The 13,880-nt window shown below is 68.4% G+C and carries 15 protein-coding genes; 8 read left to right on the forward strand and 7 right to left on the reverse strand.

Annotated elements, in window-relative coordinates:
• The first annotated feature begins 3 nt into the window (after positions 1-3).
• Positions 4-1,254, forward strand: a complete 1,251-nt coding sequence (locus EDF47_RS07540) for a hypothetical protein (protein WP_207906637.1) — start codon at positions 4-6, stop codon at positions 1,252-1,254.
• A gap of 229 nt (positions 1,255-1,483) precedes the next feature.
• Here EDF47_RS07540 and EDF47_RS07545 read toward each other — a convergent pair whose 3' ends face one another.
• Both EDF47_RS07545 and EDF47_RS07550 read right to left on the reverse strand, forming a co-directional pair.
• Positions 1,484-1,867, reverse strand: coding sequence for a HepT-like ribonuclease domain-containing protein (locus tag EDF47_RS07545; RefSeq protein ID WP_132099575.1), 384 nt, complete (start codon positions 1,865-1,867; stop codon positions 1,484-1,486).
• Positions 1,864-2,328 carry an XRE family transcriptional regulator gene (locus EDF47_RS07550; RefSeq protein ID WP_123938985.1) on the reverse strand — a complete coding sequence of 155 codons (465 nt, stop codon included), beginning with the start codon at positions 2,326-2,328 and terminating at the stop codon, positions 1,864-1,866. The genes EDF47_RS07545 and EDF47_RS07550 overlap by 4 nt, the downstream gene beginning before the upstream one ends.
• Before the next feature lie 103 nt (positions 2,329-2,431).
• Here EDF47_RS07550 and EDF47_RS07555 point away from each other — a divergent pair, with 103 nt between their 5' ends.
• On the forward strand, positions 2,432-2,896 hold the full coding sequence (locus tag EDF47_RS07555; RefSeq protein WP_132099576.1) for a phage tail protein: 465 nt from the start codon (positions 2,432-2,434) through the stop codon (positions 2,894-2,896).
• A gap of 170 nt (positions 2,897-3,066) precedes the next feature.
• Here the strand turns inward: EDF47_RS07555 and EDF47_RS07560 are convergent, their stop codons facing one another.
• Together EDF47_RS07560 and EDF47_RS07565 are read right to left on the reverse strand one after the other, a co-directional pair.
• A complete protein-coding gene (locus tag EDF47_RS07560) occupies positions 3,067-3,354 on the reverse strand; it encodes a hypothetical protein (protein ID WP_111084949.1) in 288 nt (95 codons plus the stop codon).
• Positions 3,355-3,625: 271 nt separating this feature from the next.
• Entirely contained in the window at positions 3,626-4,237 is a 612-nt protein-coding gene (locus EDF47_RS07565) for an HD domain-containing protein (RefSeq protein ID WP_123294132.1), read from the reverse strand.
• A gap of 137 nt (positions 4,238-4,374) precedes the next feature.
• On the opposite strand from EDF47_RS07565, the gene EDF47_RS07570 reads away from it, so the two are divergent.
• Both EDF47_RS07570 and EDF47_RS07575 read left to right on the forward strand, forming a co-directional pair.
• Positions 4,375-5,202: a hypothetical protein gene (locus EDF47_RS07570; protein WP_131878296.1), complete on the forward strand. Its 828-nt coding sequence runs from the start codon at positions 4,375-4,377 to the stop codon at positions 5,200-5,202.
• The gene (locus tag EDF47_RS07575) at positions 5,199-7,043 is read left to right on the forward strand and encodes an amidase family protein (protein ID WP_133936896.1); all 1,845 of its coding nucleotides are present in this window, start codon (positions 5,199-5,201) and stop codon (positions 7,041-7,043) included. Before EDF47_RS07570 ends, EDF47_RS07575 begins: the two co-directional genes overlap by 4 nt.
• Positions 7,044-7,121: 78 nt before the next feature.
• On the opposite strand, the gene EDF47_RS07580 is transcribed toward EDF47_RS07575, so the two are convergent.
• Complete coding sequence (locus EDF47_RS07580; RefSeq protein WP_132099580.1) at positions 7,122-7,898, reverse strand: isocitrate lyase/phosphoenolpyruvate mutase family protein; 777 nt, start codon at positions 7,896-7,898, stop codon at positions 7,122-7,124.
• 257 nt (positions 7,899-8,155) lie between these two features.
• On the opposite strand from EDF47_RS07580, the gene EDF47_RS07585 reads away from it, so the two are divergent.
• The 3 genes from EDF47_RS07585 to EDF47_RS07595 all read left to right on the forward strand — a co-directional run bounded on the left by EDF47_RS07585 (position 8,156) and on the right by EDF47_RS07595 (position 12,012).
• Positions 8,156-9,328 (forward strand): hypothetical protein, encoded by a 1,173-nt coding sequence (locus EDF47_RS07585; protein ID WP_243834024.1) that lies wholly within the window; start codon positions 8,156-8,158, stop codon positions 9,326-9,328.
• 116 nt (positions 9,329-9,444) lie between these two features.
• On the forward strand, positions 9,445-10,695 hold the full coding sequence (locus tag EDF47_RS07590; RefSeq protein ID WP_243692371.1) for a DUF4041 domain-containing protein: 1,251 nt from the start codon (positions 9,445-9,447) through the stop codon (positions 10,693-10,695).
• 129 nt (positions 10,696-10,824) lie between these two features.
• On the forward strand, positions 10,825-12,012 hold the full coding sequence (locus tag EDF47_RS07595; RefSeq protein WP_243648879.1) for an aminotransferase class I/II-fold pyridoxal phosphate-dependent enzyme: 1,188 nt from the start codon (positions 10,825-10,827) through the stop codon (positions 12,010-12,012).
• 38 nt (positions 12,013-12,050) lie between these two features.
• Here the strand turns inward: EDF47_RS07595 and EDF47_RS07600 are convergent, their stop codons facing one another.
• A complete protein-coding gene (locus EDF47_RS07600) occupies positions 12,051-12,824 on the reverse strand; it encodes a methyltransferase domain-containing protein (protein WP_131878304.1) in 774 nt (257 codons plus the stop codon).
• 405 nt (positions 12,825-13,229) lie between these two features.
• On the opposite strand from EDF47_RS07600, the gene EDF47_RS07610 reads away from it, so the two are divergent.
• On the forward strand, positions 13,230-13,610 hold the full coding sequence (locus tag EDF47_RS07610) for a hypothetical protein (protein WP_131878306.1): 381 nt from the start codon (positions 13,230-13,232) through the stop codon (positions 13,608-13,610).
• 5 nt (positions 13,611-13,615) lie between these two features.
• Here the strand turns inward: EDF47_RS07610 and EDF47_RS07615 are convergent, their stop codons facing one another.
• Complete coding sequence (locus EDF47_RS07615; protein WP_131878308.1) at positions 13,616-13,801, reverse strand: hypothetical protein; 186 nt, start codon at positions 13,799-13,801, stop codon at positions 13,616-13,618.
• Between the last annotated feature and the right edge of the window lie 79 nt (positions 13,802-13,880).

The raw sequence follows: 13,880 nt of genomic DNA on the forward strand, positions 1-13,880 counted from the left end.
CCGATGTCGTTCGGCCGCAGCGTCTTCGCTCCGAGCGCGAGTACCGAGCTGTCGAGCTGGTGGGCGCATCTCGCTGCGAAGTGGTCCTGGGATGATCCGACCCTGCTCCTGGGCCTCGTCACGATTGCTGTCACCGCACTCATTCCGATTTTCTTGTGGCGGCTCGGGTCGCGGCAGGCGGAGCGCGACGCTCTCCTGAACAAGTCCCAGGCTGCCACTCTCGAACGACAAGAGGGCATCCTTCGGCGACAGCGACGAGACTCGCTCCTCGAGATCGTCGGCCGCTCGTCGGACGCAGCGCACATCTCGCTCCTGTGGCGAGAGGTCGGTGAGTACGACGATGGAGACCGCGAACTCCTCCTCTCGGTATTCCGAACCAATCCTTGGCTCGCTCTTCCCGGTACGTCGTTCGGCGTTCGGGTGGAGGCCCGCCTCGACGACGTGATCGTGGAGCAGTACGTCAACGGGCTCGAACGTCGCTACTCGGAGGACGCCAGCGGGTATCGATCCTTTCCGGGACTCCTCGACTTTCTCGTGGCGGCGAGGGAACAAGGAACCCGAGTTGATGCATCTAGGATCACATCGCTCGTGACTGGTCAGGCTTCTGAGCATCAGCGTCCTGGGCACAGCTTCTTCCGCGCGTTGGTCGGAGTGTTCCCTGAGAGTGCGAGTGGATTGCTCAGGGCAGTGGAGGGCATCGACTCTCGCAGCGCGGGTGGCCTGCGACTGAACGTCCTCACGGGGACGCTGTTAGCGGTGAAGGACGCGGACCTAGGGCGACTTGGGCCTCGATCCGTCCCCCGCGACCGTGCCGTGGCGGAGCTACGTAGTTCACTGCCTGTTGCACTCGCTACCATGATTCATCGAGATAATTTGCGGTCCTTTGATCGCTGGTCGCTCAGCGGGTCGACAGAACCCGTCACAGCCACCGTCGCCTGGCTGATCAGGGCTGTTGGTTGGCTGAGTGACACTGACGATCACCTCGCCATGCGCATGACGCAGAACCTCGCCGATGCGATCCGCTCCGCGTCACGCGCCGCAGACACCCGCGGGTGGGGAATCGACGACGAAGACGTTCGAGTCGGCTTTGATCGGATCAAGCGCATCCAGCCGTACCTGTGGGCCGAATACGGTCCCGAACTTGAAGCCGCTGCCAGTTCCGTCGGCGCGTGGCGAGAACGTCCAACGAGTCGAGGGCTCCCTACCCAGCCGCCCCATTACCTGTCAGACGCTGCTGACCTCGGCGAAAAGTGAGCTAGCGGGTCCGTCCTCTCGAGCCTGGAATGGACTCAGCTTAGATGGACGGCCATTTGCACTGCAGGGATACTTTTCCGGAGCGGACGTCCCGTGATCCGACGATGCTCGTCAATCCCGGAGATCCGGCCGTTGTCGGCCTGAGTCTGCTGCTGGGCGTCGCAAGGATCAGCGAGAGCCTCGCCGAGGGCGAGCGCGACCGATGGGACGGCAACCGCCTTCGGCGCACTCAGTCCACCAGCGCGAGGATCACCGCTGGGACGCGGTGCTCGATCGCCTCCCAGATGATCTCCTTCCGCGCCTGCCGGTAGTCGTGCGAGAGGATGTTTCGCGTCTTCCTGACAGAGACGAGCGACAGGTCGGACGGAAGCCGGGCCTCCCTGTCGGCGGGAAGACGTCCAAGCAGGTCGTCGAAGTGGATGATGACGGCCTCAGCCGCTCGATACGTCAGGCTCCGAGTTGCGTCGAACTCGACGCGGCCGTGTTCGACGATCTGCGAACATTCGGCGAGCAAGTCGAGGAAGCTCGCCTGCAGCGACGGCCAGCGGTCTGCTGAGTCGGCTGAATCGCGATCGACGCGTTGCCGTGGGGTGAACCGGGGCGGTGGGGTCACAGCGGCACTGCTTCGTCGAGCACGTGCGCGAAGTGCTCGTCGTCCTCGAGGTCGTCGGTGAGGACGTCGACGTCGAAGCCGGTGATGGTCTCGACCTCGTGGGCGAAGCCGCCGAGGTCGAACAGTGATGCGGCTGGGGTCAGGTGTACGAGCAGGTCGATGTCGCTGTGCTCGGTGTCCTGCCCGCGGAGCGTTGAACCGAAGACGCGAACGTTCTCGAGGTGGAACCGCTTCGCCTCGTCGAGGATCGCGTCGGCGTAGACGGCAAGAGGGATGCTCGGGCGCGTGTGCGCAGCAGTGAGGATCCGCTGGAGCGACTCGAGCCGCGGCTGCTTGCGTCCGCTCTCGTACGCGGAGATGGTCGGCTGCTGCATCCCGGCGGCGGCGGCGAGGCTGGTCTGTGAGAGGCCCAGGTCTTCGCGGGCAGCGCGGATGAGTTCTGCTGCACGTTCGACTCGCATGGGCACCTCCATCTATAGCTCTCGACTATATATGTGTCGAGCTCGCTCGGGAAGGTGTGCGGTGGACTAGATTCGGCTCGTCCGAGCGCCTGAGGAGGCCCCCATGTCGTACGTCGTCGACTTCGTGAACGTGTCCACGGTGGGTCTGGAGTCCTCGCCGGTTGCCGATGCACTCGCCGGGCTCCGGGCCAACGAGGCGCGGTACTTCGCGAACAAGTACGACCACGTGTTCACCACGCACGCCGCAGCTGACGTGCCGGACCTCGTCGAGTACGTGCGGCGGGTGCTCGAGGAGGAGCGCGGGCTGGTCATCGCGTCACCACCGCTCGAAGCCACGGAAGCGCTCGTCGACGGTGTGCGATGGACGTACGTGTTCTACGAATCCGGTCTCGCGATCAACGTGCTCTACACGCTCGAGCCGGGTGGCAAGCGTGCAGTTGGCTTCAAGCTCTCCGACGGCATGGAGGTGCCCGAGGAGCTCGCCGACAAGTTCAAGTTCGCGCGGCAGAAGTCGAAGCTCGCCGGCACGATCCGCGGCTCGTTCTTCGTCGTGAAGGGCGAGTACTGACGTCGGTCCGCGCGAACGGTGCGAGGTTCCGTGCATGGTGCGACGGTCACGGCCCCGCACCATGCACGGAACCTCGCACCGAAGCGCGGCACGCGGCACGCGGCACGCGGCACGTACGACGAAGCGCCGCCGGGGAGCCCGGCGGCGCTTCGCGTTCGTCCTGGTGGAGCCTAGGCCGCGAGGGCCATGTCGCCTGCGTGCACGGACTGTGCCTGCAGCAGGGTCCGGCTGGCCTCGCCGGCCCAGGAGCGGCCCGGGACGGTCCAGCCGGCCTCGCCGACGGCATCCAGACGGGTGCCGCGGGTGACGAAGGTCTGCAGGTCGTCGGCCGCGATGCGGACGAGGTACTCGCGCTGCGAGCGGTCGTCACGCACGGGGAACTCGGCGATGCGGTCGGGGGTGATCGTCGGGGCCGCGAGTGCGGTCCCGAACACGGTGATTCGTTCGTTGCTGGTCATGGTGCTGTACTTCCTGGTCATTCGGCGCCAGGGCGACTCGGTGTCGGCGGACGTCTCAGTCCGGCGCGACGCATCGAGTGCGGGGCGCGCACGTCGAGTTTCAACGTGCTGCTGATCCGTTCGGATCAAGCGGTGGTCTCGGTTGGAATGCGACTCGGGTGAGTCGGTGTCGAGACGTTGGTGTGCGCGAGTCAGATGGGTTCGCTGCAGTGCACCAAAGTAACACTATACGGGCCCGATGCCGAGAAGTCCAGCGGACCGGCAGATCGACTCAGGAGGCCAGGAACGCGTCCCATCGCGAGCCACCCGCAGCCACGTTGCCGGAGCCGTCGAGCCGAGCGGCGGCCGAGGACGGCTTGCGCGAAGCCTGCGCGTGGATGAGTTCGTCGAACGTGCCGGAGAACCCGAGGCGGGGCAGTGCGGTGGCGACGGCGTGCAGGTCGTCGGTGGACCACCGCGAGAACCCGGCCCCGGAGACGTCGAGCGAGGTGGCGACCTCGAGCAGGTGCCCCTCCACGTCGACCGCGGGGTCGACGGAGGTCCACATGTGCCGCTCGATGACCTCGCCGACGCGTCGAGCGCGCGCTGCGTCCCACCCGGCGCCGAGGGCGAAGACGGAGCCCACGGCACCACCAGCGTCTTCGAACGGCACGTCGTGGGCATCGAACGACGGTGTGACGCCGAGGTCGTGCAGCATCGTCGCGACGAACAGCAGCTCGGGGTCGGGCTCGAGGTCGACGGTCGGGGCGAGCAGGACCGCCCACGCCCACGAGCGCAGGCAGTGGTTCACCAGGGCGGGGGAGGACCAGGTGCGGACGACGTCCAACGCCCGTGCGGCGACGGGGGAGGGCGGGGTGAGCAGAGCTTCGACGTCGAGCGACATGGCACGACAGTAGCGGTGCGACGGAGCCGTAACGACGCGGAAACGTGCCGGGCCCGAGCCGGAAACAGCGCACCGTTAGCTTTCGGATCACTGAGTACCCGCTCAGCACCCGACCTCCTCCCGAAGGACCTGCACCCATGCAGCACCGCCTCCGGCTGCGCCCCCGCGCGACGATCGTGTCCTCGACACTCGTCGCCGCCGGGGCGATCGGCCTCGCCGCCCTGACCGCCTCGCCGGCCCAGGCAGCACCGACCGCGACGACCGCGACCATCGACGCCCCCACCACCGCGACCGTCGGCACCGCCTTCGACGTCGACCTGACGATCCCGGCGACGACCGACGTCTACGCCTACGAGATCACCCTCGACGCCGACGCGGACTCCGTGTCGTACGTGGAGGACAGCGTCACCGGTCCCGACGGCGGCTTCGACAGCGTCGAGCAGGACGGCGACGCCCTGACGATCGTGCACACCCGCCTCGGGACGTCCCCGGCGTTCGACGGCGATCTCGCTGCCTCGATCGGCCTGACGCCGACCGCACCGGGCAGCGTCGACTTGGCGGTCACGAGCATCACGCTCGTCGGCTCCGACGGCACCTCGACGACGCTCACCGACCCGGCGAGCACCTCGATCTCGATCGCTGCAGCGGCGACGGCCACCCCGACGCCCACCCCGACGGCCACACCCACCCCGGGCGCCACCGCCACGGCCGACCCGGGCGCTGGCACGGGCGACCCCGACCCGACGACCACCGCTGGCCCGACCGACCCCTCCGACCCGACCAGCGGCGCCACCGCCGTGGCCGCAGCGGGTGGTGACCGTCCGACCGGCGGCGAACTCGCCTGGACCGGCGCCGACGTCGCCCCGTGGATCGCCGCGTCGCTGGCCCTCCTCGCCGCCGGCGGAACCCTGATCACCCTGCGTGCGCGCCGCGCCCGCCGCGAGCGCACCGGAGCAGCCGAATGACCGCCACCAGCCGGAAGCGCTCGGCCGTCGCCGGCGCCTCGCTCATCGCCCTCGTCGGCACCGTCCTCGCCGCGACCCCCGCGATCACGGCCGCAGCAGCACCGGCAGCCGTGGACGCCAGCCCCGCTGCGATGCTCGCGCCGTACTACACGGACCTCGACCTGACCGGCGACGACCAGGTCACGAAGGCCGACCTCGCGGTGCTCACCGAGCACCTCGGGGCCACGAGCGCCAGCGGTGACTGGGCGACGGTCAGCGCCGCGGACACCGACGCCGACGGCACGATCACCGTCGCGGACCTCGCGGCGCTGTCCCAGCGGATGATCTACGATGACGGCCCGTTCACGCTCGTCGAGGCGTCCACCATCGACATGCAGGCCGCGATGAACGCCGGGGTGACCACCTCGGTCGCCATCACGCAGGACTACCTCGACCGCATCGCCGCGTACGACCGCACCACGGTCGACTCCGCGTCGACCGGCCGCGCGCTCAACTCGATCGTCACGACGAACGCCGAGGCCCTCGCCGCGGCGAAGACGGCGGACACCGAGCGTGCCGAGCACGGCATGACGAGCATGCTGCTGGGCGTGCCGATCGCGGTGAAGGACAACTACGACACCAAGGACATGCCGACCACGGGCGGCTGCGGCTGCTGGGACGACAACCAGACCGACACCGACGCCACCATGGTCGCCGGACTGCGCGGTGCCGGTGCGGTGATCCTCGCCAAGGCCAGCCTCGACGAGTTCGCCTACGGCTTCGTCTCGGAGTTCTCGTCGAACCAGCCCGCCGGCTCGTCCCTGCTGGTCGCCAGCCCGTACAACACGGCGCAGACCGCCGGTGGCTCCAGCGGTGGGACCGGTGCGGCGATCGCGGCGAACCTCGCCGGCATCGGGTTCGGCACCGACACTGGGGGCTCGATCCGCATCCCGTCGACGTACAACCAGCTCGTCGGCATCCGCCCGACGGTCGGCCTGGCCAGCCGCGACGGCATCATCCCGCTCGCACTGTCGCAGGACACCGGCGGGCCCATCGCCCGCTCGGTGACCGACGCGGCCGTCGCGCTCGACGCCGTCACCGGCGTGGACGCGGCCGACCCCGTCACGAGCGCGCAGTCCGGCAAGGTGCCGACCTCGTACACGTCCTCGCTCGACGCGGACTCGCTCGACGGCGCCCGCATCGGCTACGTCACGAGCATGGTCGGCACGAACGCCACGGCCAAGCGACTGTTCGACGCGTCCGTCGCGAAGCTCGAGGCCGCTGGCGCGACCGTCGTCCCGATCACCGCGACGACGGCCTTCAACCGGGTCCTGTCCGAGGGCAGCGGCAGCACGAACGAGTTCAAGCACGACCTGGACGAGTACGTCGCGAAGCACCTCGACCCCGACGTGACCGCCCGGTCCCTGCAGGGCATCCTGGCCTCGGGCGAGTACGTGCCGAGCCGCAAGTCGACCTACGAGTCCCGCGACCTGATCACCGACGCGCAGTACCAGGCGTGGGCCGGGCCGACGGGGTCGCACACGACGCAGCTCGCCACCGGCAAGCAGCTCGTCACGCAGATGCTCGACGACCAGGACCTCGACTCGCTCATCTACCCGTCGGGCACGCCCTACGGCACGCAGTCGACGAACATGCGTCTGAGCCCGAACACCGGCATGCCGGCGATCACCGTCCCGATGGGGCAGGCGACCGCGGCCGACGGCACGATCACCGGCGCCGGCGTGAACCTCGAGTTCCTCGGCCGCTCGTTCGACGAGAGCACGCTGATCGGCCTCGGCTACGCCTTCGAGCAGGAGACGAAGGCGCGCACCACGCCCGCGCTGTACCCGGCGCTCGGCTGAGCTGAGCGGGTCGCGATCGCGACCACATGCAGACGGGAGGCCCGGTGCCAGCTGACACCGGGCCTCCCGTCCGCTCCGTCAGTTCAGGGTCGGGGTGTCCTCCGGCACGACGCCGTCGGCGTACAGGTCGGTCGCCAGGTCGCGGAGCGCGCGCAGCGCGACGCGCTGCGTGAGCGGACCGTAGGAGATGCGGGCGACGCCGAGCGCCTCGTACTCGGCGGCGGGCAGGGCACCCGGCAGGCCGATGACCGACAGCTTGCCGCGGCCGAGGCCTGCGACGAGCTGCTCCACGACGTCGCGCTGGATCGCGCCGGGCACGAAGACGAGCGCGGCGCCGTTGTCGAGGAACGCCTTGCCACGTGCGATGGCGTCCGCGATGCTCTCGTCGATCGAGCGGTCGCCGCCGCGGGCGATCGCGTCGGTGCGGGCGTTCAACTGGAAGTCGACGCCCTCGGCCTGGGCAGCGGCCGTGATCGCGGCGACCCGGGCGACGGCCTCGTCGAAGGGGCGCAGACGGTCCTCGACGTTGGCGCCGACGATGCCCGAGCCGATCGCGCGGCGGATGGTGTCGGCGGGGTCCTCGTAGCCGTCGTCGAGGTCCGCGGTGACCGGCAGGTCGGTCGCGGCGGCCACGACCGCGGCGCCCGACAGCGCGAGGTCGAGGGGCATCCCGCCGTCCTCGTACCCGTACGACGCAGCGATCGAGTGCCCGGCGGTGGCGATCGCCTTCGTGCCCGGCAGGTCCGTGACGACCTTCGCGGTGATCGCGTCCCACACGTTCACGACGCGGAGGATCTCCGGGGCTTCGTGCAGCTGTTTGAGGGTGGTGGCCTTGTCGGCGGTGCTCGTGCTCATGGGACCGACAGTAGGCCGACGGGGCGGGCAGCGCCGAGCGGTCAGCGAAGCTGGACCGATCAGCCGGACAACGCGGAGACCGAGAGGAGCTCGCGTCATGCCGTAGATGAAGTTTCAGTCATGGATAGGCTTCCGTTGTCAGCACCTTGGGAGGTCCACCAGTGGCACGGAAGCGCGGATTCTTCGCGGAGATCCAACACCAACAGCGGGTCGCGGAAGCAAACGCTGCTCGAGCGCAGCGACAGCAAGCGGCGGTAGTGCGCCAGCAAGCGGCGGCCGTCGCTGCGGTGGAGCGCGCTCGTGCGCAGGCGGAGCGTGCGAATGCTGCTGCCGCTCGCGCCACTGACGCGGAAAGAAAGCGCCTCGAACGCGAGGCGCAGGCTGCCTACGGTGAGGCGCGCAAGGCAGAGGCCGATGAGCTGAACGCAGAGGTCCAAGCGATCAACGAAGCCATTGCGAGCCTCCTCGCTGCAACGCTCGACGTTGACGACCACGTCGATCTCGAAGAGCTCAAGCGCACGGCAAACCACCCGCCGTTCCCGCACCCAGATCTCGAGATTCCGCGCCCCCGTCCGCTTCCCCTTGTTCTGCCGCCGCAGCCGGTGTGGCAGGAACCGCCGGCCCCGAAGGGGATGTTCGGAAAGAAGAAGAAGCACGATCAGCTGAAGCAAGAGTGGTGGGCCGGTTTCCAGGCCGCGTCTGCTGAGTGGGAGGCACTCCGTGCCTCCTTGCCTGAACGGCAGGCTCAAGCGGACCGGCAGCACAACGAGATCGAACAGCGTCGGGTGGAACTCCTCGGCGCTGAGCGAGAGCGCTACAACGCTGAATGCCGACTTGGCGAGGCTGAGGTTGCGGAGCACAACGGTGAGATCGACGCGCTGATCGCCGGACTCGGCTACGGCGTTACCGAGGCTGTCGAAGAGTACGTCGACATCGTGCTGGCCAACTCCGTGTACCCGGACGCCTTCGAAGTGACGCACCAGGCTGAGTTCGATGGAAGTACGTCCGAGGCGCTCATCCGGGCGGTGACTCCGGCGCCGGACGCGGTCCCGGCCGTCAAGAGTTATCGCTGGGTGAAGGCCAACGACGAGATCGTCGGCAGCCCCGCAACGAAGAAAGACATCAACGAGCGGTACGGCGACGCGTTGGCGCAGGTCGCACTGCGGACGCTGCACGAGGTGTTCGAAGCAGATCGCCGCGGCATCATCCAGACGGTGGCACTGCAGGTCGGACCGGCGACGAAAGACCCTGCGACCGGCCTGGATCGCTTCTTTCCGCTCGTCGCCGTGAGCGCCTCACGGGACCAGTTCACGGCGTTTGACCTCACGGGGGTTGTGCCGTCGGCGACACTGGAACTCCTCGGAGCAGCTACCTCGAAGAATCCTGCTGGACTCGTCGTCGTTGACCCCGGCGGGGTGCGCCGCTCGTGAACGTTGGACGTCGGTTCAACCCGCCTCCGGGCTGGCCTGCGGTGCCGGTGGGATGGACGCCGCCCCCGTCTTGGACCCCTCCCGCCGACTGGCCCACCCCTCCTGAGGGGTGGGAATTGTGGCTCGGAGAAGGTGATCCGGCTCCGTCGCCAGATGCTCATGCACCGTCCGGTCAACCCTCGCTTCCGAGTCCTGCAGAACCTGCGAGCACGGCTGTTGTCCGCGAGCGCCGCTCGGCACGCCTGAAAGCCGACGGGGACTCCCGCGACGAGAAGATCCATTCGCTCGAAGCCACGATTCGGGACCTCCGTGCTGCCCTCAACTCGGGCCCCGACGAACAAGTTGTGCCGCTTGATGATGAGCGGGTCCTCCAAGAGGTCGGTATCTACCGTTACCATCATCCCCTCGAAGATGCGGCCGCCTACAAAGAACGGTTGAAGGACATCGAGGCACGGATCGCCGGTCTCGTCCGCTCCGGTCGGGCGATCGAACGCTCGAACATGTTCACCTTCGACAACTCCCTCGCGAAGGGACGGAAGATGACCGATGATCTGTCAAAGCTGATGCTCCGCGCGTACAACGCCGAAGCTGACAACTCAATCCGATCACTTCGTGCGGGAAATGCGGAGACAGCGAAGCGTCGACTCGAGAAGTCACGCGATGCCATTGCGAAGCTCGGTTCGATGATGGAGATGCGGATCGCTCCCGCGTTCCACTTACTTCGCGAAGAAGAAATCGAACTCACGGCTGACTGGCTGATGAAGAAGCAGGAAGAGCGTGAACGGGAGCGCGACGAGCGAGCGCAGCTCCGTGAGGAGCGGCGCGTTCAGCAGGAGCTCGACGCCGAGCGTGAGCGACTCGACAAAGAACGCGCGCTCATTCAACAGACTCTCGCGCAGCTACACCGCAGTGGGCAGAGTGACGCGGACCTCGAACATCGCCTGCTCGCCATCGATGACGCCATCGCTCAGAACGACTTCCGTGCTGCCAACATCCGGGCGGGTTACGTCTACGTGATCTCGAACAGGGGCGCATTCGGTCCGGACGTCGTCAAGATCGGTTTGACTCGACGACTTGAGCCTCTGGATCGTGTGAGCGAACTGAGCGGAGCCTCAGTGCCGTTCCGATTCGACGTGCACACGATCTACTTCTCCGAGGACGCCGTCACCCTGGAGACACAGCTCCACCGGCACTTCGCGGCCCGGGCACTGAATCAGGCCAATTCCCGCAAGGAGTTCTTCTTCGCTACTCCAGCAGAGGTGCGCGAGGTCCTCTTGCAGAAGGTCGGGGCGCTCTTGGAATTCCGGGAGGATGCCGATGCCACGGAGTACTTGCAGTCAGTAGGCGCTTGGCCGTCTCGCCCCTGAACCCAGCCGGCTCGCATTAGGCGCTGGGGCCCGAGGCGGGGCGGCTCCCGGCCGCGAGCCCACCCGAAGACGACGTGGGATGACGTCGGGAGTCGCGCCGGGCCTCCCGGTCGGTGCATGCTGGGACGCATGGCGAGCGACGAGCAGGACCCGGTCGGCACGCTCCGCGGGGTCCGTACGAGCATCAAGTGGACGCGGTACGCGCCCGACGTGCTGCCCCTGTTCGTCGCCGAGATGGACCACGACGTCGCGCCGGAGATCCGGCAGGCCCTGATCGAGCGCGTGTCGCAGTCCGACCTCGGCTACCTCGACGGACCCGGGCCACTCGCGCCCGCGTTCGCGCAGTTCGCGCTCGACCGCTGGGGCTGGGAGATCGACCCGTCCCGCATCCACCTGGCCACCGACGTCAGCGTCGGCATCGTCGAGTCGCTGCGGCTCGCGCTGCCCGACGGCGGTCGCGTCGCGATCACGCCGCCGGTGTACCCGCCGTTCTTCGAGCTCGTCGACGAGGCCCGATGTCAGGTGGAAGAGGTCCCGCTGCTCGAGCAGTGGGGGCAGTACCGACTCGACCTCGAGGGACTCGAGCGGGCGTTCGCGAGCGGGGTCGGCGTCTTCCTGCTCTGCAACCCGCACAACCCCGTCGGGCTCGTGCACGACCGCGCCGACCTGCTCGCGATCGCCGAACTCGCGGCGAAGTACGACGTCCTCGTCATCAGCGACGAGATCCACGCACCCCTGACCCACCCCGGCGTGCAGTTCACCCCGTTCGCGGCCGTCGCCGAGCCCGTCGGAGCCCGCAGCGTCTGCGTGACCTCGGCGAGCAAGGGCTGGAACCTCGCGGGCGTGAAGTGCTCGATCATCGTCGCCGGTGACGACCGGACCGCCGCACTCCTCGACACCCTGTGGGAAGAGGTCGCCTGCCGCACGAGCATCCTCGGGCTGCACGCGAACCTCGCCGCGTTCACCGTCGGGACCACCTGGCTCGACGACGTGGTGTCCCGGATCGTGGCCAACGACCGGCTGCTCGCGAAGCTCCTCGCCGAGCACCTGCCCGGTGTCGTCTACACGCGGCCCCGAGCCGGGTACCTGGCCTGGCTCGACTTCCGCGGGATCGGGCTCGGCGACGACCCGGCCGTGCCGCTGCGTGAGAACGCCTACGTCGCGCTGAACTCCGGGCTCGGGTTCGGGAGCGAGGGGCGTGGGTTCGTCCGCCTCAACCTGGCGTGCTCACCGGAGACGCTGCGCGAAGCCGTGTTCCGCATCGCCTCGGCGTACCCGTCGAGTGCGCAGGAGGGGCTGGTCTGGCACGTCGCGTGAGCGCGTGACGGTGATGCGGCCAGGAGGCCCGGTTCGGCTCAGGCAGGTCGGCGCGCCTCGATGAGGTGGCGCGTCGAGTGCGCCACGAACGGTCCGTCCCGCTGGATCAGCTCGTGCAGGTCCAGCAGGCGGTCGCGGTACCGCTCGACGGTGAAGTCGGGCACCCACCAGATCACCTTCCGGAGCAGGTAGACGACCGCGGCGACGTCGTGGATCTCGATCCGGGTCCGCGCGGTCCGCAGCTCGACGACCTCGAGTCCGGCGGCACGTGCCGCGTCGGCTTCGTCGTCGTGGTGCCGGCCGCGCCGCTCGACGGGCTTCGGGCCGAGGAAGAACTCGATCAGCTCGAAGACGCTCGCCGGGCCGACGTGCTGGGCGAAGTACGTGCCACCGGGAGCAAGGACCCGGGCGATCTCGTCCCAGTGGATCGCAGCGGGGTGCCGGCTCGTCACGAGGTCGAAGGCGCCGTTGGCGAAGGGCAACGGCGGCTCGTCCGGATCGGCGACGACGACCACGCCGCGTGGGTGCAGGAGTCGCGTGGCGGTGGCGACGTTCGGCGCCCAGGACTCCGTCGCGACCGCGGCGGCCGGGAACGCCGGCGCCTCGGCGAGGACCTCACCACCGCCGGTCTGTACGTCGAGACTCGCGGTGCCGGAGACCCCGGCGAGGTGACCGAGTCGCTCGCCGAGCATCTTCGCGTAGCCCCACGGCGGGCGTTCCTCGATGGCGCGGCCGTCGAGCCACGAGAAGTCCCAGCCGGTGACGTCGGCGGCTTCGCCGATCGCGATCAGGTCGTCGAACGTGGTGCGCATGCCGTCCATGGTGGCGTCTCGCCGGTGCGAGTGCCAACCGCTGTTCCTCCACAGCATGCCCCGGCTGCAGCCCGTCCACAGATCACCACGGCGCTCCCGGATCGCACTCCGCGGGCCGCCACGGTCGGTGGATGCAGACATACGAGCCGTCCTTGTCCAGCCGCGATAGGCAGACTTGCCTAGTCCTGGTTGGCGAACTACGGTGAAGCGCACGGAGTTGCTTCGCCGGCTCGCGCGGAAGGCTGACGAGAACGATGTCGCGTTCGTGTTCCACCGTCACGGCGGGAGTCACGACCTGTTCCGCTTCGGTCGGAACACGATCGTCGTCCCGAGGCACCGAGAGGTGGAGGAGATGACGGCGCGCGGCATCCTCCGTGACTGCGACCGAGAAGGAGATGGGCGACGATGAGCCGACACACGGTGCGAGCTGAGCGCGGCAAGAAGTACTGGGTGATCTGGATCGACGGGGTCATCCGGACCCAGGCGAAGCGCGAGCGTGAGATCGAGCTCATGGCCCGCGACTGGCTCTCGTTGATGAACGACGACCGCGATCCGGAGTCCTTCGAGCTCGTCGTCGAGGTGGCGATGCCCGAAGCGGCACAGGCGCACCTGGACCGCGCGGTGGCGCTCCGCGAAGAATCCGAGCGAGCGCGCATCGAGGCAGCGAAGGAGACGGCCGCGGCGGCGCTGATCCTGCACGAGTCCGGACTCACGGTGCGTGAGATCGGACCGCTGCTCCACGTGTCGCACCAGCGAGCACAGCAGTTGGTCGCCGCCGCTCGCTGACAGGGTCAGTCGATGTACTGATCGCGCCCGACGACGCGGATCTGCAGGTCGTCGGTGCGGTCCATCGCCAGGATCTCGCGGGCGACGAAGCCGACGGCTGGCCAGCGGTCGACCTCGGTGACCATGAAGCCGTCGATGAACACCTGCCACACGCCGCGCTCACGGACCGCCTGCACTTCGTACGTCGCCATGCCGCGAGCGTACCGAAGCCTCCGGTCCGCCGTCAGTGCCGCTCGAACGTCAGTGCCGATCGAACGTCAGCGCAGCTCG

The organism is Curtobacterium sp. PhB190, from assembly GCF_004365385.1.
Taxonomy (GTDB): domain Bacteria; phylum Actinomycetota; class Actinomycetes; order Actinomycetales; family Microbacteriaceae; genus Curtobacterium.

Bases quoted from the DNA above. Each gene is read 5' to 3' on its own strand.
- EDF47_RS07540 (WP_207906637.1), top strand. From the start codon at position 4: ATGTCGTTCGGCCGCAGCGTCTTCGCTCCGAGCGCGAGTACCGAGCTG.
- EDF47_RS07550 (WP_123938985.1), bottom strand. From the start codon at position 2,328: ATGCGAGTCGAACGTGCAGCAGAACTCATCCGCGCTGCCCGCGAAGAC.
- EDF47_RS07555 (WP_132099576.1), top strand. From the start codon at position 2,432: ATGTCGTACGTCGTCGACTTCGTGAACGTGTCCACGGTGGGTCTGGAG.
- EDF47_RS07560 (WP_111084949.1), bottom strand. From the start codon at position 3,354: ATGACCAGCAACGAACGAATCACCGTGTTCGGGACCGCACTCGCGGCC.
- EDF47_RS07565 (WP_123294132.1), bottom strand. From the start codon at position 4,237: ATGTCGCTCGACGTCGAAGCTCTGCTCACCCCGCCCTCCCCCGTCGCC.
- EDF47_RS07570 (WP_131878296.1), top strand. From the start codon at position 4,375: ATGCAGCACCGCCTCCGGCTGCGCCCCCGCGCGACGATCGTGTCCTCG.
- EDF47_RS07575 (WP_133936896.1), top strand. From the start codon at position 5,199: ATGACCGCCACCAGCCGGAAGCGCTCGGCCGTCGCCGGCGCCTCGCTC.
- EDF47_RS07580 (WP_132099580.1), bottom strand. From the start codon at position 7,898: ATGAGCACGAGCACCGCCGACAAGGCCACCACCCTCAAACAGCTGCAC.
- EDF47_RS07595 (WP_243648879.1), top strand. From the start codon at position 10,825: ATGGCGAGCGACGAGCAGGACCCGGTCGGCACGCTCCGCGGGGTCCGT.
- EDF47_RS07600 (WP_131878304.1), bottom strand. From the start codon at position 12,824: ATGCGCACCACGTTCGACGACCTGATCGCGATCGGCGAAGCCGCCGAC.
- EDF47_RS07610 (WP_131878306.1), top strand. From the start codon at position 13,230: ATGAGCCGACACACGGTGCGAGCTGAGCGCGGCAAGAAGTACTGGGTG.
- EDF47_RS07615 (WP_131878308.1), bottom strand. From the start codon at position 13,801: ATGGCGACGTACGAAGTGCAGGCGGTCCGTGAGCGCGGCGTGTGGCAG.